The sequence below is a fragment of the Stenotrophomonas sp. Steno-Z10-BAI genome (assembly GCF_056393115.1).
The window spans coordinates 37774-54962 of record NZ_JBWJOZ010000008.1 but is presented as its reverse complement, the minus strand read 5'-3'; the positions used below and the strand labels follow the sequence as shown (position 1 = coordinate 54962).

Annotated in this window: 15 protein-coding genes and 1 pseudogene; 8 read left to right on the top strand and 8 right to left on the bottom strand. The window is 67.8% G+C overall.

Going from position 1 to position 17189, the window contains the following annotated elements; translation table 11 throughout:
- From rnpA to AC06E9_RS17145, 4 genes are all read left to right on the top strand, one after another.
- On the top strand, positions 1–492 hold the full coding sequence (gene rnpA, locus AC06E9_RS17160) for a ribonuclease P protein component (protein WP_121043725.1): 492 nt from the start codon (positions 1–3) through the stop codon (positions 490–492).
- A complete protein-coding gene (yidC, locus tag AC06E9_RS17155; RefSeq protein WP_121043722.1) occupies positions 492–2189 on the top strand; it encodes a membrane protein insertase YidC in 1698 nt (565 codons plus the stop codon). The genes rnpA and yidC overlap by 1 nt, the downstream gene beginning before the upstream one ends.
- Positions 2190–2297: 108 nt before the next feature.
- Positions 2298–3641, top strand: a complete 1344-nt coding sequence (mnmE, locus tag AC06E9_RS17150) for a tRNA uridine-5-carboxymethylaminomethyl(34) synthesis GTPase MnmE (protein ID WP_478056498.1) — start codon at positions 2298–2300, stop codon at positions 3639–3641.
- A 135-nt stretch (positions 3642–3776) separates the two neighbouring features.
- Positions 3777–4832 carry a glycerophosphodiester phosphodiesterase gene (locus AC06E9_RS17145; protein WP_478056536.1) on the top strand — a complete coding sequence of 352 codons (1056 nt, stop codon included), beginning with the start codon at positions 3777–3779 and terminating at the stop codon, positions 4830–4832.
- Between the two features lie 35 nt (positions 4833–4867).
- Here AC06E9_RS17145 and AC06E9_RS17140 read toward each other — a convergent pair whose 3' ends face one another.
- Together AC06E9_RS17140 and AC06E9_RS17135 are read right to left on the bottom strand one after the other, a co-directional pair.
- Complete coding sequence (locus tag AC06E9_RS17140) at positions 4868–5650, bottom strand: rhomboid family intramembrane serine protease (RefSeq protein ID WP_121043717.1); 783 nt, start codon at positions 5648–5650, stop codon at positions 4868–4870.
- 97 nt (positions 5651–5747) lie between these two features.
- Positions 5748–6707: a TerC family protein gene (locus AC06E9_RS17135; protein WP_070474178.1), complete on the bottom strand. Its 960-nt coding sequence runs from the start codon at positions 6705–6707 to the stop codon at positions 5748–5750.
- A 415-nt stretch (positions 6708–7122) separates the two neighbouring features.
- Here AC06E9_RS17135 and AC06E9_RS17130 point away from each other — a divergent pair, with 415 nt between their 5' ends.
- Positions 7123–8292: a class I SAM-dependent rRNA methyltransferase gene (locus AC06E9_RS17130; protein ID WP_121043714.1), complete on the top strand. Its 1170-nt coding sequence runs from the start codon at positions 7123–7125 to the stop codon at positions 8290–8292.
- A 162-nt stretch (positions 8293–8454) separates the two neighbouring features.
- Entirely contained in the window at positions 8455–9705 is a 1251-nt protein-coding gene (locus tag AC06E9_RS17125; RefSeq protein WP_478056497.1) for a dipeptidase, read from the top strand.
- 125 nt (positions 9706–9830) lie between these two features.
- Here the strand turns inward: AC06E9_RS17125 and AC06E9_RS17120 are convergent, their stop codons facing one another.
- From AC06E9_RS17120 to AC06E9_RS17110, 3 genes are all read right to left on the bottom strand, one after another.
- Positions 9831–11243: an amino acid permease gene (locus tag AC06E9_RS17120; protein WP_313211280.1), complete on the bottom strand. Its 1413-nt coding sequence runs from the start codon at positions 11241–11243 to the stop codon at positions 9831–9833.
- Positions 11244–11389: 146 nt separating this feature from the next.
- On the bottom strand, positions 11390–11800 hold the full coding sequence (locus tag AC06E9_RS17115) for a hypothetical protein (protein WP_121043705.1): 411 nt from the start codon (positions 11798–11800) through the stop codon (positions 11390–11392).
- 101 nt (positions 11801–11901) lie between these two features.
- Entirely contained in the window at positions 11902–12897 is a 996-nt protein-coding gene (locus tag AC06E9_RS17110) for an aldo/keto reductase (protein WP_478056496.1), read from the bottom strand.
- Positions 12898–12997: 100 nt separating this feature from the next.
- Here AC06E9_RS17110 and AC06E9_RS17105 point away from each other — a divergent pair, with 100 nt between their 5' ends.
- Positions 12998–13897 carry a LysR family transcriptional regulator gene (locus AC06E9_RS17105; protein WP_121043699.1) on the top strand — a complete coding sequence of 300 codons (900 nt, stop codon included), beginning with the start codon at positions 12998–13000 and terminating at the stop codon, positions 13895–13897.
- A gap of 10 nt (positions 13898–13907) precedes the next feature.
- Here AC06E9_RS17105 and AC06E9_RS17100 read toward each other — a convergent pair whose 3' ends face one another.
- The 3 genes and pseudogenes from AC06E9_RS17100 to AC06E9_RS17090 form a co-directional block, all read right to left on the bottom strand.
- Positions 13908–14264 (bottom strand): hypothetical protein, encoded by a 357-nt coding sequence (locus tag AC06E9_RS17100; RefSeq protein WP_121043696.1) that lies wholly within the window; start codon positions 14262–14264, stop codon positions 13908–13910.
- A 185-nt stretch (positions 14265–14449) separates the two neighbouring features.
- Entirely contained in the window at positions 14450–15076 is a 627-nt protein-coding gene (leuE, locus tag AC06E9_RS17095; RefSeq protein ID WP_461770314.1) for a leucine efflux protein LeuE, read from the bottom strand.
- Between the two features lie 16 nt (positions 15077–15092).
- A pseudogene (locus AC06E9_RS17090) lies at positions 15093–16060 on the bottom strand (LysR family transcriptional regulator); the annotation flags it as partial.
- A gap of 90 nt (positions 16061–16150) precedes the next feature.
- Between AC06E9_RS17090 and AC06E9_RS17085 the strand changes: the two are divergent.
- A complete protein-coding gene (locus tag AC06E9_RS17085; RefSeq protein WP_259260751.1) occupies positions 16151–17158 on the top strand; it encodes a zinc-binding alcohol dehydrogenase family protein in 1008 nt (335 codons plus the stop codon).
- The last annotated feature ends 31 nt before the right edge of the window (positions 17159–17189 follow it).

Here is a 17189-nt window from a genome sequence, read left to right as displayed (position 1 = left end):
ATGCCGCTTTCCGCGGCAGACGCAATCCTGACTGTGAGCAGTTCCGACCCGCGCAAGCGATTTCCTCGCTCTGCGCGGGTTCGTACGCGTGCCGAATATACAACGGTCTTCAACGGCGCCCGCCGTGTGTCCGATCCGCTGATGACCCTGCACTGGCTGAAGAGCGATACGCCAGCCAGGTTGGGTCTTGCCGTGTCGCGCAAAGTCGATCCCCGAGCCGTGGGTCGCAACCGAGTGAAGCGTGTGTTGCGCGATGCCACACGCCACGTACGGCCGTGGATGAGTGCCGGCGATTACGTCGTCGTTGCCCGCAGTGCCGCCCGTACCGCCAGCAATTCAGATATCCGCCAGGCCTTTGAACGCCTGCTGCGCCGCCTTGGCGCATTGCCCATGCCGGGCGCGGACGGCACAATGCCGCCGCCCCTGGGCGTTGCACCCCTTTCCCAGTCCGAGCCGGCATTGCGTGCCGGCCCCGTCGAGCCTGCACGCTGATGAACCAGACCCGCGTTTTCCTGATTTTTGCCTGGCTGATGGTGGCCGTGTTGCTGTGGATGGAGTGGGGCCGCGATAAAGCCGCGCCGCCGACCCCGGCCGTGGCCACCCAGACCACCCAGGCCAGCGTGCCGGGTGCGGCTGCCGGGAGCATCCCCGGTGCGCCCGTGCCACAGGCTGACGGCTCCCTGCCGGCGGCACAGCCGGCCGCACAGACCGAGGCCGGTCCGGCCCGCGTGACCATCACCACCGACGTGCTGCGTCTGGTGCTGGACGGTGGCACGGTGCTGGATGCCGAGCTGCTGCAGTTCCCGCAGACCAAGGAAGAAGGCAGCCCGCCGGTCCGCCTGCTGACCGAAGAGGCGACCCACCCGTACCGCGCGGTGAGTGGCTGGATCAGCGAAGACAAGACCATGCCGGTGCCGGCCGCCAACGGCTTCAAGCTGGTCGGTGAGAACCACGACTTCGTGCTGGCCAAGGGCCAGGACGAGGTCACGGTGCCGTTCGAATGGACCGGCCCGAACGGCGTGACCATCCGCCGCACCTACTCGCTGGGTCGCAATGAGTACGCGATCACGGTGAAGGATGAAGTGGTCAACGGCGGCAGCGCCCCGTGGAGCGGCTACGTGTTCCGCACCCTGGACCGCACCCCGACCATCCTCTCGCGCAGCATGACCAACCCGGACTCGTTCAGCTTCAACGGCGCGACCTGGTTCAGCCCGCAGGACGGGTACGAGCGCCGCGCGTTCAAGGATTACCTGGACGACGGCCATCTCAATCGCACCATCACCGGCGGCTGGCTGGCGATGCTGCAGCACCACTTCTTCACCGCGTGGATTCCGCAGGCCGACCAGGCCGCGCAGTACTCGCTGGCGCAGAACAACGGCCGCGACCAGATCGAAGCGCGTGGCCCGGCCTTCACCGTGGCCCCGGGCCAGCAGGTCAGCACCGAAGCCCGCCTGTGGGTCGGCCCGAAGCTGGTCAACCTGATCGCCAAGGAAGACGTGAAGGGCCTGGACCGCGTGGTCGACTACAGCCGCTTCTCGCTGATGGCGATCATCGGCCAGGGCCTGTTCTGGGTCCTCAACCAGGTCCACAAGGTCGTCAACAACTGGGGCTGGGCGATCGTCGGCCTGGTGGTGCTGCTGAAGCTGGTGCTGTATCCGCTCTCGGCCGTGCAGTACAAGTCCGGTGCCAAGATGCGTCGCTTCCAGCCGCGCATCGCGCAGCTCAAGGAACGCTATGGCGATGACCGCCAGAAGTTCCAGACCGCGATGATGGAGCTGTACAAGAAAGAGAAGATCAACCCGATGGGCGGCTGTCTGCCGATCCTCATCCAGATGCCGATCTTCTTCGCGCTGTACTGGGTGCTGGTGGAATCGGTGGAACTGCGCCAGGCCCCGTGGCTGGGCTGGATCCAGGATCTGACCGCACGTGACCCGTACTTCATCCTGCCGGTGATCAACGTGGCGGTGATGTGGGCCACCCAGAAGCTGACCCCGGCGCCGGGCATGGACCCGATGCAGGCCAAGATGATGCAGCTGATGCCGCTGGTGTTCGGCGTCATGATGGCCTTCATGCCGTCCGGTCTGGTGCTGTACTGGGTCGTCAACGGTGGCCTGGGCCTGCTCCAGCAGTGGTGGATGACCAAGCGTCATGGCAGCGATCCGCTGCCGGTCGTCACCGCCAAGAAGTAAGCCACACAGGAGACCCGCCGCAAGGCGGGTTTTCTGCATCTGCGGCCCGGCCAACCGTGCGGTCCGTAGAATGCCCAATGATTCCCCGCACGCTGCAGTGAGCCCGACATGACCCATGCCCCCGACACCATCGTGGCCATCGCCACCGCGCCCGGCGCGGGCGGCGTCGGCATGCTGCGGCTGTCCGGCCCGCAGGCGCGGCCCATCGCCGAGGCGATCGGCGTGCGCGCGATGCAGCCACGCCATGCGCATTACGCGCGCTTGCGCGATGCGGCCGGCGAGGTGATCGACGACGGCATCGCGCTGTGGTTCCCGGCGCCGAACAGCTTCACCGGCGAAGAAGTGGTGGAACTGCAGGGGCATGGCAGCCCGGTGGTGCTCCAGCAGCTGGTCGCGCGCTGCATCGCGCTGGGGGCTCGGCAGGCGCGGCCGGGTGAGTTCAGCGAGCGGGCCTTCCTCAACGGCAAGCTCGACCTGGCCCAGGCCGAGGCGATCGCCGATCTGATTGCCGCCAGCGATACCCGCGCAGCGCGCGCGGCCCGCCGCTCGCTGGACGGGGTGTTCTCGCGCCGCGTGGACGAGGTCGCAGAACAGCTTGTTCTGCTGCGGATCCACGTGGAAGCAGCGATCGACTTCGCCGACGAACCGCTCGATACCCTCGGCGGCGCGCAGGTCCGCAGTGGCCTGGTCACCGCGCTGCAGGCGCTGATCCGGCTGCGCGAGGATGCCGAACGCGGCCGCAAGTTGCGCGACGGTTTGCATGCCGTCCTGGTCGGGCCGCCGAACGCCGGCAAGAGTTCGCTGCTCAATGCACTGGCCGGCAGCGAGCGGGCGATCGTCACCGACATCGCCGGGACCACCCGCGACACCCTGCGCGAGACCATCCGCATCGATGGCCTGGAACTGACCCTGGTCGACACCGCCGGTCTGCGCGAAGGCGGCGATGCGATCGAGCGCGAAGGCATGCGCCGGGCGCGCGCGGAGATGCAGCGCACCGACCTGGCCATCGTGGTGGTCGATGCGCGCGAGCCGCAGGCCGGCCGCGACGCCGTGGGCGACAGCATCGCGGACGTGCCGCAGCAGCTGTGGATCCACAACAAGAGCGATCTGCTGGCCGCGATGCCGTCCGAAGCTCCTGCGGACGTGGTACATGTCTCGGCCGCGACCGGCCTCGGGCTGGATCAGCTGCACGCACGCCTGCGCGCGCTGGCCAGCGGCAGTGCCGGCGACAGCGTGGACGGTGAGTTCTCCGCGCGTGCCCGCCATGTGGAGGCGATCGGCCAGGCGATCGGCCATGCCGAACGCGCCGAATCGGAGCTGGTCCACGAGCACCTGGAGCTGGCGGCGGAGGAGCTGCGCCTGGCCCATGAGGCGCTGGGCGAGATCACCGGACGGATGAGCGCCGATGACCTGTTGGGGCGGATTTTCTCGAGCTTCTGTATCGGGAAGTAGGCGGACGCCTTTCTTCGCGCTGTCACACCCTTGCAGCAGACTGACCGTGATCTTTATCGACAGGGATTTGCAGTGTCCAAGCAGTTGTGGGGATGTGTGTTGCTGGTGTCGCTGGCCGTGGCACCATCGGTGGCCATGAGCGCTGAATCGTCTTCCTCCACGCCGGCCAAGGCCGCCGTCTACGGCCACCGCGGTGCCAGTGCGCTGCTGCCCGAGCACACGCTCGCCGCGTACGCGCAGGCCATCGCCGATGGCGCCGACTACATCGAGCCGGACCTGGTGATGACCAAGGACGGCGTGCTGGTATCGCGCCACGAGAACGAGATCGGCGGCACCACCGATGTGGCCGCGCACCCGGAGTTCGCCAGCCGCAAGACCGTCAAGAGCATCGACGGTGAGCGCATGGAAGGCTGGTTCACCGAAGACTTCACCCTGGCCGAACTGAAGACCCTCTACGCCCGCGAGCGTCTGCCGCAGCTGCGCAGCACCGCGTTCGACGGCCAGTTCCGCATCGCCACGCTGGATGAGATCATCGCCTTCCTGGTGCAGCAGGCCGGGCGCGCCAACCGCGGCATCGGGCTGGTACCGGAGATCAAGCACGGCACCTACTTCAGGAGCATCGGCCTGCCGATGGAAGACAAGGTGGTCGCCGCGCTGCAGGGCAACGCCTACACGCGCGTGGCGCCGGTGACGATCCAGTCCTTCGAGGTCGGCAACCTGCGTTACCTGCGCGGCAAGCTCGGCCGCGACAGCAACATCCGCCTGCTGCAGCTGCTCGGCGATCCCAAGCAGCAGCCCGGTGACGTGCTGGCCGCCAAGGGCAACCAGCGCTATGCCGACCTGATCACCCCGGCGGGACTGCGCGAGGTCGCCACCTACGCCGACGGCATCGGCCCGAGCCTGCGCATGGTCATTCCACTGGATGCGCAGGGGAAGCTCGGCACCCCGACCTCGCTGGTGCGTGATGCGCATGCGGCCGGGTTGATGGTGGTGCCGTATACGTTCCGGCCGGAGAACTCCTTCCAGGCCGCGGAGTTCCGCAGCGGCGAGCCGAATGCCCGCAATGCCGAAGGCTCGGTGGCCGAGATGCGGGCCTACCTGGCCACCGGCATCGATGCGTTCTTCACCGATGACCCGGCGCTGGGCCGGCGTGCGGTGGATGGGGATGGCACGACCGCAGCCAATCCCTGAGCATGTAGAGCCACGCCATCAGATGGCGTTGCCGGTCAGTCCAGCGATGACCCTTCATCGCGCCGCCGGAACGGCAGCACCACGAAGTCGCGGCCCTCGCGCGGTTGCCACAGCACCGGCACGCCGGTCGGGGAGGGCGGCTCCAGATCGGCATCGCGCGCTGCCTCGATGTCATCCTCTTCCTCGTCCTCCCAGCTATAGCGCTTGCGCGGCGCCATCGGGTCGGAGAGGCGGAACAGCAGCGCGCTGATGATGCCGGCGAAGGCACCGCCCATATGCGATTGCCAGGACACGCCCGGCTCGTGCGGCAGGATGGTCAGCAGCATGCTGCCGTAGAACAGGAAGGCGATCAGCCCGGCCGCGATCGCTGGCCGGTCGCGGCGCAGCAGGCCGAGCACGAACACCAGGAACATCAGGCCGTGGGTGATGCCACTCGCGCCCAGATGGCGGCTGCCCAGATCGCCCAGCAGCCAGGCACCGAGCCCCGAGCCGACCCACAACAGGGGCAGCGCGCGCACGGTGGCTTTGGGATAGACGCTGCCGGCCAAGGTGCCGAGGATCAGCAGGGCCGCCGCATTGGCGCCCAGATGCTGGATCGAGCCGTGCAGCAGCGGGGCACCGAGAATGCCGAGCAGGCCGGCCTTGTCCAGCGGGGCAACCGCCCACGGACGCCAGTCGACATGGCCCTGGGCGGTATACACCGCGACCAGCAGCAGCACGAAGGCCAGGCTCAGGTTGAACGCCCGCAGTACACCACCACGGTCGTTGCGGGACGGAACCGGCGGCGCGCCGGTGGGCTGGGGCAGGTTGGCGTTCATACCCTTAGGGATGGCGTCGCCCCGGATGAACACAAGGGCAACGTCGTGGGAGAGAGAGGTACCGCCTGCGGGACAATCCCGCAGGCGGCACGGTCGGTCAGGCGTGGCCGCCTTCCTTCGGCGGATTCTTCAGGCTCAGCACCACGGTCGCGGCGATGATCACCGCCACCACACCCAGCGAGATCGGGGTGGGGATCTTGAAGAGGTCGATCAGCATCATCTTGATGCCAATGAAGGCCAGCACCAGGGCCAGGCCGTACGGCAGCAGGTGGAAGCGATCGGCCATGCCGGCCAGCAGGAAGAACATCGCGCGCAGGCCCAGCACCGCGAAGACGTTGGAGGTCAGCACGATGAACGGGTCGGTGGTGATCGCGAAGATCGCCGGGATGCTGTCCACCGCGAAGATCACGTCGGTCACCGCGATCAGGATCAGCACCACGAACAGCGGCGTGAACCAGCGCTTGCCATCGCGCATGACGCTCATCGCGTTGCCGGCATAGTCGGGCAGCAGGCGCAGGTGCTTGCGCATCCAGCGCAGCGCAGGGTTGGTCTCAAGATCCGGCTCGCTGCCGGCCGAGAACCACATCTTCCAGCCGGTGAAGAGCAGGAACGCGCCGAACACATAGAGCAGCCAGTGGAACTTGGTCAGCAGCACGCTGCCGGCGAAGATCATGATGGTACGCAGCACGATCGCGCCCAGGATGCCGATGATCAGCACCTTCTGGCGCTGTTCCTCGGGCACCGCGAAGTAGCCCATGATCATCAGGAACACGAAGATGTTGTCCACGGCCAGGGCTTTCTCGACCAGGTAACCGGTCAGGAACTCCAGGCCGACCTTGTTGGCCACCACTTGGCCCGCAGTCTCGTTCAGGTAGTACCAGAGGCCACCGTTGAAGGCCAGGGCGAGGGCAACCCAGCCGATGGACCACCACAGGGCTTCCTTGAAGGTGACCTTGTGTGGGCCGCCGTGTCGCATCAAGACGAGGTCGACCAGCAGCGCGATGATCACCACCGCGCCGAAGCCGCCCCACAACCACACATTACCGATCGTCTGCATTGGGTTTATCCGTTGGAAAAAATAGAGTGCCTCAAGCCGGATGGCGAGGATCTGCAACGGAGGATCGGGGGGATCCAGGGACAGAGCTTCGCCATACGGCGAAGGTCTCGCTCGCAGTCCCGATGGGTGGGACTGCCGTTGCACCGGAGCCTGCGGGCTCGAATTGACGGCGACAACGTCTGGGAGCTACTCCCCTTCTGAGGCCGATTCTGCGGGGTGCCGGGGCCGGCGTCAAATCCTTTCCATGCCCCGGTGCTGCTGAACCCAATGCCCCAACCGGTAGTGACGGCCGCTGGCCGTCAACCACGTAGCGGCCGGGTTTACCGCGCTGACGGCCAGCGGCCGTCACTACCAGAGCGCCAGCGGCGTCGCTCCCAGCGCCGAGGGCTGCAGGCTTCCCGTTTACAATACGCCCATGAATACCCCTGCCCCCGTTGTCCGCCTCAAGAACGCCTGGCGCTCCAGCCACCCGTGGATCTTCCAGAAACTGGTCGAAAAGCCGGCCGTCCGTCCCAAACCCGGTGCCATCGTCGACGTCGTCGGCGTGGACGGGGAGTGGATCGGGCGTGGCTTCTACAACGGTCATTCGCGCATTGCCGTGCGCATCCTGGAGACCGATCAGGCCATCCCGGTCGACGCCGGCTGGTTCTCGCGCAAGATCGCCCAGGCGGTGTCGCTGCGCCGTGAGGTGCTCAAGCTGGACGAGATCTCCGATGCCTGGCGCGTGGTCCACAGCGAAGGTGACGGTCTGTCCGGCCTGGTGGTGGACCGCTACGGCGATCTGGTCGTGGTCGAATTCTTCGCCGCCGGCATGTTCCGCCACCGCGAGTGGGTGTATGAGGCCCTGCGCGAACAGTTCCCGGGCTGCCGTTTCCACAGCTTCGCCGACGAGCACGTGCAGAAGCAGGAAAGCTTCGACTTCCACGGCAACACCACCACCGAAGCCTCGGTGATCACCGAGTACGGCGTGAAGTTCCGCGCCGACCCGGCCGGTGCGCACAAGACCGGCTTCTTCGCCGACCAGCGTGAGAACCGCCAGTGGCTGAGCCAGCAGGTGGAAGGCAAGACCGTGCTGGACCTGTGCTGCAACACCGGTGGCTTTGCGGTGTACGCCGCCGCGCGCGGTGCGGCCGAGGTGGTCGGTATCGACATCGATGAAGACGTGATCGCCATCGCCAAGGGCAACGCCAAGCTCAACAACGTGCGCCCGAAGTTCATCCAGTCCGACATCTTCCCGTGGCTGCGCGATGCCTCCAACCGCGGCGAGAAGTTCGACGTGGTGATCCTCGATCCGGCCAAGATGACCCGCGACCGCGACCAGGTCATCACCGCGCTGAAGAAGTACCTGGACATGAACAAGCTGGCGCTGGGGGTGGTCAAGCCCGGTGGCCTGCTCGCCACGTTCTCGTGCACCGGCCTGGTGGCCGAAGACCAGTTCCTGGACATGCTGCGCCGCGCCGCGTTCTACGCCGGCCGCACCATCCAGATCCTGAAGGTGGCCGGCGCAGGTCCGGATCACCCGTTCATGGCCCACGTGCAGGAATCGCGGTATCTCAAGGCCGTGTTCTGCCGCGTGGTGGATTGATCCGCACCGGAATTCCGGTCACGTTAGGCATCGGGTAGTGCCGGCCGCTGGCCGGCTCCTCCTGGTCTCCGATTGTCGCGGGGAGCCGGCCAGCGGCCGGCACTACCGTTTGTTGTCCTCTCGGCGCTATGGTCTGACGCTTCCCAACCAAGGTGAGGCGTCATGACGTTGCGCAGTCTGTCTTTGCTGGTCTCGCTGGCGTTGTGCACGCCGCTGGCCGCCCACGCCATCGCGTTCACCCCGCAGGAACTGGCCAAGGCGTCCGCGCTGCAGCAGCGGCTGCTGACGCTGGACAGCCATCTGGATACACCGGCCAACTTCCACCGCGACGGCTTCGACATCACCCAGCGGCACGACCACAACGCGCTGTCGCAGGTGGACTACCCGCGCATGGTCGAAGGCGCGCTCGACGGCGGCTTCTGGGCGATCTACACCGACCAGGGCGACCGCAGCGCGCAGGCGCACCAGCATGATCGTGATGCCGGCCTGCTGCGGCTGACCGAGATCCGCGAGATGCTCGCCGCGCATCCGGACACCTTCCAGCTCGCACTGACCGCCGCCGATGCCGCGCGTATCAAGGCCGCCGGCAAGCGCGTGGTCTACATCAGCATGGAGAACGCCAGCCCGCTGGTCGACGACCCCACGTTGCTCAGCTACTACCACCTGGCCGGCCTGCGCCTGCTCAGCACGGTGCACTTCGCCAACAACGAGTTCGCCGATTCGGCCACCGATCCCAAGGGCGCCGAGTGGAAGGGCCTGAGTCCGGCCGGCAAGGCGCTGGTGGATGAAGCGGTGCGGCTGGGCATCGTCATCGATCAGTCGCATGCCGCCGATGCGGTGTTCGATGATCTGATCGAGCGCATGCCGGTGCCGTTCGTGCTCTCGCACAGCTCGGCCAAGGCGATCTACAACCATCCGCGCAACCTCGACGATGTGCGCCTGAAGCGGCTGGCCAAGGCCGGCGGCGTGATCCAGGTCAACGCCTATGGTGGCTATCTGATCGACACCGCCAAGAGCGAGGCGCGCAAGGCGGCCGAGACGGCGCTGATGGCGCAGCTGGGCACCGATTACGACGGCATGAGCATCCAGCAGGGCGTCGCGCTGAAGAAGGGGCTGGAGGAGATCGACCAGCGCATTGCGCTGCGCAAGGCCACGCTCGACGATTTCTTCGCCCACGTCGAGCACATCCTCAACGTGGTCGGCCCCGAACACGTGGGCATCGGGCTGGACTGGGATGGCGGCGGTGGCCTGGCCGATCTGCCCGACGTGAGCCAGCTGCCGAAGATCACCGCGTGGCTGCTGCGCAAGGGCTACAGCGAGAAACAGATCGCCGGTATCTGGGGCGGCAACCTGCTGCGCGTCATGCAGCAGGCGCAGGATCACGCGGCCAAAGTTGCCGCCGCGAAGCCCTGAGGCCAGTGGCGCGTCGCGCGCTGCCCGGAAGGGCGGCGTCACCAGCGCCCGCAAAGAAAAAGGCAGGCCCAGGGCCTGCCTTTCTCACACCCGGTCATCGCCGGCCCGGTGGCCGGCGCGATAGCTCAGCGCTTGCCCAGCACCGCATTGCGACGCCCGTAGGCGAAGTAGGCGATCAGGCCCAGAACGTTCCACGCCAGGAAGTACAACTGCGTGGTGCTCGGCAGGCTGAAGAACAGGTACACGCAGCCGATCACCGCCAGCGGGCCGACCACGTAGGCCAGCGGCGTGCGGAACTTGCGCACGCGGTTGGGTTCGCGCTTGCGCAGCACCACCAGGCACAGGCCCACCGCGGTGAACGCGGCCAGCGTGCCGGCGTTGGCCAGCGCAGCGATCTCATCCAGACGTGCCACGCCGGCCAGCGCAGCAACCAGCACCGCGGTGAACAGCGTGGTGGCGACCGGCGTGCCGGTGCGCGCGCTGACCTTGGACAGACCACGCGGCAGCAGGCCATCGCGCGACATGACGAAGAAGATGCGGCTCTGGCCGTACAGGAAGGCCAGCAGCACCGTCGGCAGCGCGATCACCGCCGCTGCGCCGATCCACTTGGCCGCACCCGGGCTGCCCAGCTCGCGCAGGATCAGCGCCAGCGGCTCGGCGCTCTGGCCGAAGATCGTGTAGCTCATCGCACCCACGGCGGCCAGCGCCACCAGCACGTAGATGATGGTGCAACCGACCATCGAGCCGATGATGCCGATTGCCAGGTCGCGCTCGGGCTTCTTGGTTTCTTCAGCGGCGGTGGAGATCGCATCGAAGCCGTAGAACGCGAAGAAGATGATCGCGGCGGCCGCCATCACCCCGCGTTCCACGCCATCGGCGCCGAGCGACTTGACGAAGCCGAACGGCATGAACGGCTCCATGTGGCCGGTATCGAAGTGCGGCAGGGCGATCGCCACGAACACGGTCAGCGCGATGATCTTGATCACCACCAGGACTGCGTTGAGGGTCGCGCTTTCCTTGGTGCCGGCCATCAGCATGCCGGCCACCAGGAAAGTGATCAGCACCGCCGGCAGGTTGATGAAGCCGCCTTCCACGTGAGGGCCGGCGGTCAGCATCAAGGGCAGGTCGATCCCGAAGCCGTGCAGGAAGCCGACCGCGTAGCCGGACCACCCGACCGCGACCGTACTCACCACCAGCGAGTACTCCAGGATCAGGCTCCAGCCGACCACCCAGGCCACCACCTCGCCCAGGGCGGTGTAGCTGTAGGTGTAGGCGCTGCCGGCGGCCGGCATCATCGTGGACAGTTCGGCGTAGGACAGGGCCGCGCAGGCGCAGACCGCGCCGGCGATGGCAAAGGAAATCAGCACTGCGGGGCCGGCCAGGTTCGCGCCGACACCGATCAGGGTGTAGATGCCGGTGCCGACGATCGCGCCGATGCCCAGCGCGATCAGGTGCGGCCAACTCAGGGTCGGGATCAGTTGCCTGCCGGCTTCATGGACGGTGACAGTGTCTAGGGACTTGCGCCGGAGCAATGACATGGGGCCTCGCGGTGGATGACTGTGAACGACAAGTCTGCGAGTTTTACCGAACGCGGCGCAGCATTACTACTGCCAAGCGTCGTAAGCGGCTGCACGGCCCGCATGACTGAGGCGAAGGTGACGAAACCGGCACAAAGGCCGGACGCTCATTCCCAGTGGCAGCCGGTGTCGGTGATCGCCTCGAAGTCTTCGCCGAAGGCGGTCTGCTGGCCGGTGCGCGCGTTGGTGTAGGAGAAGCCATAGATGCGCGCGCCTTGGGTGCTGATCGCGTAGTGGCCAATGACCTTGCCGTCCAGGTGCTCGTCCCACACCGTGTCGAACTGCCACGGGCGGTCTTCGGCCAGCACCGTGCTCTCCTGCGAGGCCAGGGTCAGCCGCAGCCACGCGGTCTTGCCGGCGTAACGCACATGGCTGACCCGCTCACCGTCCGCGGTGCCCTCGGGGAGTTTCCATTCGAGGTGGATCTGCTGGCGGCTGCCGCCGGTCAGGCAGCGGATGTCATCGGCGTGCGCCGGCGCGATGGCCAGCAGCAGCAACAGCGGGGCGAGCCAGCGCATGGGGCAGGGTTCATCCAGACAGAAAGAGGGCCATTGTCCTCCCGCGCGCGCGCTGCCGGCAGCATCAGCCGGATCGAGCATCCCGATCCGGCCGGTGGGCGTCAGCGGTTCAACGTCGCCATGGCCGCAGGGGCATAGCGCGGACCGGCGGCGGCATGCGCCGGGAAGATCGCATCGATCCGGGCCAGCGCGTCGGCGCTGAGCTGCACCTGCAGCGCGCCGAGGTTTTCTTCCAGATAGGCCAGCCGCTTGGTGCCCGGGATCGGCACCAGGTCTTCGCCCTGCGCCAGCACCCAGGCCAGGGCCAGCTGCCCGGGGCTCACGCCCTGGGTCTTGGCCATCGCGGTGACCGCGTCGACCAGGGCCAGGTTGCGGTCGAAGTTCTCGCCCTGGAAGCGCGGCGATTGGCGGCGGTAGTCGTCGGCGTCGAAATCGGCCGGGCTGCGGATCGCGCCGGTCAGGAAGCCACGGCCCAGCGGCGAGTAGGGCACGAACCCGATGCCGAGCTCGCGCACCGTCGCCAGCACACCGTTGTCTTCCGGATCGCGCGACCACAGCGAGTACTCGGTCTGCACCGCGGAGATCGGATGCACCGCATGGGCGCGGCGGATCGTGCCGGCCGAGGCTTCGGACAGGCCCAGGAAGCGCACCTTGCCCTGTTCGACCAGCCGCGCCATCGCCCCCACGGTGTCCTCGATCGGCACCGTGCCGTCCACGCGGTGCTGGTAGTACAGGTCGATGTGGTCCACGCCCAACCGCTGCAGGCTGGCCTCGCAGGCGGCGATCACGTACTCCGGGCGGCCATCGACGCTGCGCGCGGCGGTGTCGCTCGGCTCCAGCTTGATCCCGAACTTGGTGGCGAGGAACACCTGGTCGCGGCGGCCGGCGATCGCCTTGCCGACCAGCACCTCGTTGGTGTGCGGGCCGTACATGTCGGCGGTGTCGAGCAGGGTGACGCCGCGCTCCAGCGCGCGGTGGATGACCGCGATCGCGTCGGCATCGCTGCCGCGGCCGCCATAGAACGCGCTCATGCCCATGCAGCCCAGGCCGAGCGCGGAAACGGTGGGGCCATCACGGCCAAGGGTGCGGGTCTGCATGCGGTACTCCGGGGAAGGGAAGGAACAGGACCAGCATCCTCCTGCGGACTATGTGGATAAACTGGCTGCTCCTGCATCGTCCTTGAAGCCAGCCTTCACAATGAGCGCTCAGCATCCTCTGCCCGCCGTGGTTGCCTTCGCCCGCGTCGCGCACCATGCCAGCTTCACCCGGGCCGCCGACGAGCTGGGCGTATCGCCCTCGGCGCTCTCGCAGACGGTGCGCGCGCTGGAGGCCCACCTTGGCGTGCGGCTGCTGCAACGGACCACGCGCCGGGTCGGCCTGACCGAGCAGGGCGCGCGCTTCCTGGCGCAGGTACGTGAGGGCCTGGCCCGGATCGATGCCGCGTTCGACGACCTGGACCAGCTGCGCGATGTCCCCGCCGGCAAACTGCGCATCAACGTGCCGAGGATCGCTGCCGAACTGCTGGTGCTGCCGCACCTGCCCGGCTTCCTGGCGCGTTATCCACAGATCGAGGTGGAGCTGTTCGTGGAGACCGCGCTGACCGATCTGGTCGCCGGCGGCTTCGACGCGGGGATCCGCTTGGGCGAAAGCCTGGCCCGCGGCATGATCGCAGTGCCGATCGGGCCGCTGGAACGCCAGGTGGTGGTGGCCACGCCGGATTATCTGGCCATGCATGGCGTGCCCGTGACCCCGGCCGACCTGGTCGGGCACGAGTGCATCGTGCACCGGCTCAGCACCGGACGGCGGATGGCGTGGGAGTTCACCGGTGAGGGGCGCGATTTCGAGGTCGAGGTCGCGGGCCGGCTGGTGTTCAACGATGCCGGGCTGATCCATGCGGCGGTCACCCGGGGTATGGGCCTGGCGCAGGGGTTCGAGGCGCTGTACGCCGGCGATGTGGCGGCCGGCCGCCTGCAGTGCGTGCTGCAGGACTGGCAGCAGCCGTTCGCCGGCTTCCACCTCTACTACCCGGCACGCGAGCAGATGGCGCCCAAGCTGCGGGTGTTCATCGACCATCTGCGTGAGGCGATGCGGCGCTGACGCGTGCGGCTCAGCCGGTGCCCGGCAGCAGGGCGCGTGCCCAGTCTGCCTGCGGTGGATGGCCCTGTGGATAGATCACCTGCGCATCCCCGGGGAAGCGCTTGCAGCACAACACGCCGTTGGCATCGAACAGACGCCAGCCCTGCGCCGCCGCTTCGGCCTCGGCGATGCGATGGCGCAGCCCAAGCACCAGGCTGGCGTGGCAGTCGAACAGGCACGTACGAAGATCGATCCGGTCCAGCGGCTGAAGCCCCGCGACAATGCGGGTCACGGCTGGATGGGCCAGATCGATGCGCCGGGTGTGCATGCCGAGCAGACGTTCGTCATGACCACTCAGGTGCTGCACGAAGTAGACAGGTGGCGGCATGGGTCCCCGCAGTGTTGCGCACGCGCCGGTGAGGCGACGTTGGACGATGGCGCCGATTGGACACCTCGCCGGTACGCAGGGGAATCTCAATGTTTGAATGAAAACCGAGCGTCGCGATGATGCTGCCTATCCGCGGCCGAACGCGGCGCGCCCTGTCGTCGTGCACCACGCTTGCCTGCAAGGGCTCAGCCGCTCACGCCCAGCCGCACACCGAAGCCGACCAGAAACACCCCTGCCACCCGCCTCAGCCAAAGCCCGACACGCGGGTGCTGCAGAATCCGACGGCGCAGCAGGTTGCCCACCCCGATCAGCACCGAGCAGTAGGCCAGCCCCATGCCGAAAATGATCAGCGCCATGGTCGCAAACGTCACCACGCCCTGGTGCCGTGCCGGATCGATGAACAACGGCAGGAAGGCCATGTAGAAGATGATCGCCTTCGGGTTGAGCAGGTTGATCAGTACCGCCTGGCGGAAGTAGTGGCCCGGGGTGAGGCGGATGCCACCTTCCTCGCCCTGGGCGCGCGGCTGGCGCAGCAGGCCGATGCCGATCCACACCAGGTACGCCGCGCCGAGGTACTGCACCGCGTGGAACACCAGCGGGTTGGCCTTGAGCAGCGCCGCTACGCCGGCCACCGCCAGCCACATCAGGATCTGGTCGCCCAGCAGCAGGCCGAACAGCGCCGTGTAACCGCCGCGCACGCCGCCGCGGCCGGTGGCGGTGAGCAGGGTGAAGGTGCCCGGGCCCGGCAGTGCCAGGAACACCAGCACGGCAGCAACAAAGGTCCACAGATCCTGGATGCCCATCCACGGCATGGCGGCGACTCGACGACGGGGGAGGAGCATTGTCCGGCAGCCGCGCGCCGGGCGATAGCGTCAGCGCGCGCCGGCCGGCAAGCCGGCGAGCAGCGGCTGCAGCCGTTGCGCGAACATCGCATGCAGCTGCCGGATCGCCGGCGAGAACTGCTTGCGGTGCGGGCACACCAGGTTCAACGGCAGGCTGTCGCCGGCCCCGTCCAGCAGCACCTGCAGGCGCCCGGCCTGCACATCGGCGCAGATATCCAGCCACGATTTGAACACGATGCCTTCTCCCGCCACTGCCCAGCGCCGGACCACGTCGGCATCGTCGCAGACCATGTTGCCGCGCACCGGGATCACCGTGCGCCGTCCATCGGCCTCGAAACTCCAGCGGTCATAGGCTCGCCCAGCCAGTTGATACAGCAGGCAGTGGTGCTCCTTCAGCGCCTCCAGGCTGTCCGGCGCACCGTGCCGGGCCAGGTAATCCGGTGACGCGGCCAGCACCCGGCGATTGCCGGGCAGCAGGGGCAGGGCGACATAGCTGGCGTTGTCGAAGCGGCCCAGGCGGAAGGCGATGTCGACCGGGTCGCGGAACACATCGGCAACCTGGTCGGACACCTGCAGGCGCAGCTGCAGCTTCGGATGCGCGGCGCGGAACTCGGTCAGCCATGGCAGCAGCAGGTTGCGGCCCAGATCCGAGGGTGCGGCCACCTGCAGCGTGCCGCGCAGTTCGGCATCTGCGCCCCGCACCCGGGCCTCGCCCTCGCGCAGCGCGGCCAGCACCTCCTGCGCATAGGGCAGGTACAGCGCGCCCTCGGCAGTCAGGCGCAGGCTGCGGGTGGAACGCACGAACAGGCGCAGGTCCAGCTCGCGTTCCAGCCGCGCCACCGCCGCAGCGACCTGACCGGGCAGCAGGCCCGCCTCGCGCGCGGCGTTGGAAAAGCTGCCCAGCGCGGCGGTGCGGACAAACAGGGCGAGGTCATCGAACCGGACCATTTTCATTCCTGCAGTGAAAGTGCTGCCCGATTTTGCGCCTTTCTCTGCCAGGGCGTGAAGCGCAGGCTGTCCGTCTTCCCCAACGGATCTCCCCCGATGAAAGCCGTCGCCTATACCCAGCATGGCCTGCCGATCAGCGACCCCGCCGCGCTGGTGGACATCACCCTGCCGATCCCCACCCCCGGCCCGCGCGACCTGCGGGTCGAGGTCCGCGCGATCTCGGTGAACCCGGTCGATACCAAGGTCCGCACCGGCGTGGCGGTCACCGAGCCACGCGTGCTTGGCTTCGACGCGGTCGGCATCGTGGATGCGGTGGGCGATGAGGTGACGCTGTTCCAGCCCGGCGACGCGGTCTTCTATGCGGGTGCGATCGGCCGTGCCGGCAGCAACGCCGAATACCAGCTGGTGGACGAGCGCATCGTCGGCCACAAGCCGGCCAGCCTGGATGACGCCGCCGCCGCGGCGTTGCCGCTGACGGCGATCACCGCCTGGGAACTGCTGTTCGACCGCCTGCGGATCGCCGAGAACGGCGGCGAAGGCCAGACCCTGCTGGTGATCGGCGCCGCCGGTGGCGTCGGCTCGATCCTGGTCCAGCTGGCCCGCCAGCTGACCCGCCTGACGGTGATCGGCACCGCCTCGCGCCCGGATACCCAGGACTGGGTCTACGCGCTGGGCGCGCACCATGTGATCGACCACACCCAGCCGCTCGGCGAAGGCCTGCAGCGCCTGGGCATCGCCGAGGTCAGCCATGTGGCCAGCCTGACCCATACCGACCAGCACTACGACCAGATCGTCGCGGTGCTCGCGCCGCAGGGTCAGCTGGCGCTGATCGACGATCCCGGCCAGCTCGATGTGATGGCGCTCAAGCGCAAGAGCCTGTCCCTGCACTGGGAATCGATGTTCACCCGCTCCAGTTTCAACACGCCCGATGTGCAGCGCCAGCATGAGCTGCTCGAGCGCGTCGCCGCGCTGATCGATGCCGGCGTGCTGCGCACCACGCTCGGCGAGCACTACGGCCGCATCAACGCCGCCAACCTGCGCCAGGCGCACGCCCTGATCGAGAGCCACCGCGCGCGCGGCAAGCTCGTGCTCGAAGGGTTCTGACGCAGCCAATGAGACCGCCGCGGCCTACACT

What these genes read in the sequence shown, in the direction of transcription:
- rnpA (WP_121043725.1), top strand. Translation starts at nt 1, where the DNA reads ATGCCGCTTTCCGCGGCAGACGCAATCCTGACTGTGAGCAGTTCCGAC.
- yidC (WP_121043722.1), top strand. Translation starts at nt 492, where the DNA reads ATGAACCAGACCCGCGTTTTCCTGATTTTTGCCTGGCTGATGGTGGCC.
- mnmE (WP_478056498.1), top strand. Translation starts at nt 2,298, where the DNA reads ATGACCCATGCCCCCGACACCATCGTGGCCATCGCCACCGCGCCCGGC.
- AC06E9_RS17145 (WP_478056536.1), top strand. Translation starts at nt 3,777, where the DNA reads ATGAGCGCTGAATCGTCTTCCTCCACGCCGGCCAAGGCCGCCGTCTAC.
- AC06E9_RS17140 (WP_121043717.1), bottom strand. Translation starts at nt 5,650, where the DNA reads ATGAACGCCAACCTGCCCCAGCCCACCGGCGCGCCGCCGGTTCCGTCC.
- AC06E9_RS17135 (WP_070474178.1), bottom strand. Translation starts at nt 6,707, where the DNA reads ATGCAGACGATCGGTAATGTGTGGTTGTGGGGCGGCTTCGGCGCGGTG.
- AC06E9_RS17130 (WP_121043714.1), top strand. Translation starts at nt 7,123, where the DNA reads ATGAATACCCCTGCCCCCGTTGTCCGCCTCAAGAACGCCTGGCGCTCC.
- AC06E9_RS17125 (WP_478056497.1), top strand. Translation starts at nt 8,455, where the DNA reads ATGACGTTGCGCAGTCTGTCTTTGCTGGTCTCGCTGGCGTTGTGCACG.
- AC06E9_RS17120 (WP_313211280.1), bottom strand. Translation starts at nt 11,243, where the DNA reads ATGTCATTGCTCCGGCGCAAGTCCCTAGACACTGTCACCGTCCATGAA.
- AC06E9_RS17115 (WP_121043705.1), bottom strand. Translation starts at nt 11,800, where the DNA reads ATGCGCTGGCTCGCCCCGCTGTTGCTGCTGCTGGCCATCGCGCCGGCG.
- AC06E9_RS17110 (WP_478056496.1), bottom strand. Translation starts at nt 12,897, where the DNA reads ATGCAGACCCGCACCCTTGGCCGTGATGGCCCCACCGTTTCCGCGCTC.
- AC06E9_RS17105 (WP_121043699.1), top strand. Translation starts at nt 12,998, where the DNA reads ATGAGCGCTCAGCATCCTCTGCCCGCCGTGGTTGCCTTCGCCCGCGTC.
- AC06E9_RS17100 (WP_121043696.1), bottom strand. Translation starts at nt 14,264, where the DNA reads ATGCCGCCACCTGTCTACTTCGTGCAGCACCTGAGTGGTCATGACGAA.
- leuE (WP_461770314.1), bottom strand. Translation starts at nt 15,076, where the DNA reads ATGCCGTGGATGGGCATCCAGGATCTGTGGACCTTTGTTGCTGCCGTG.
- AC06E9_RS17085 (WP_259260751.1), top strand. Translation starts at nt 16,151, where the DNA reads ATGAAAGCCGTCGCCTATACCCAGCATGGCCTGCCGATCAGCGACCCC.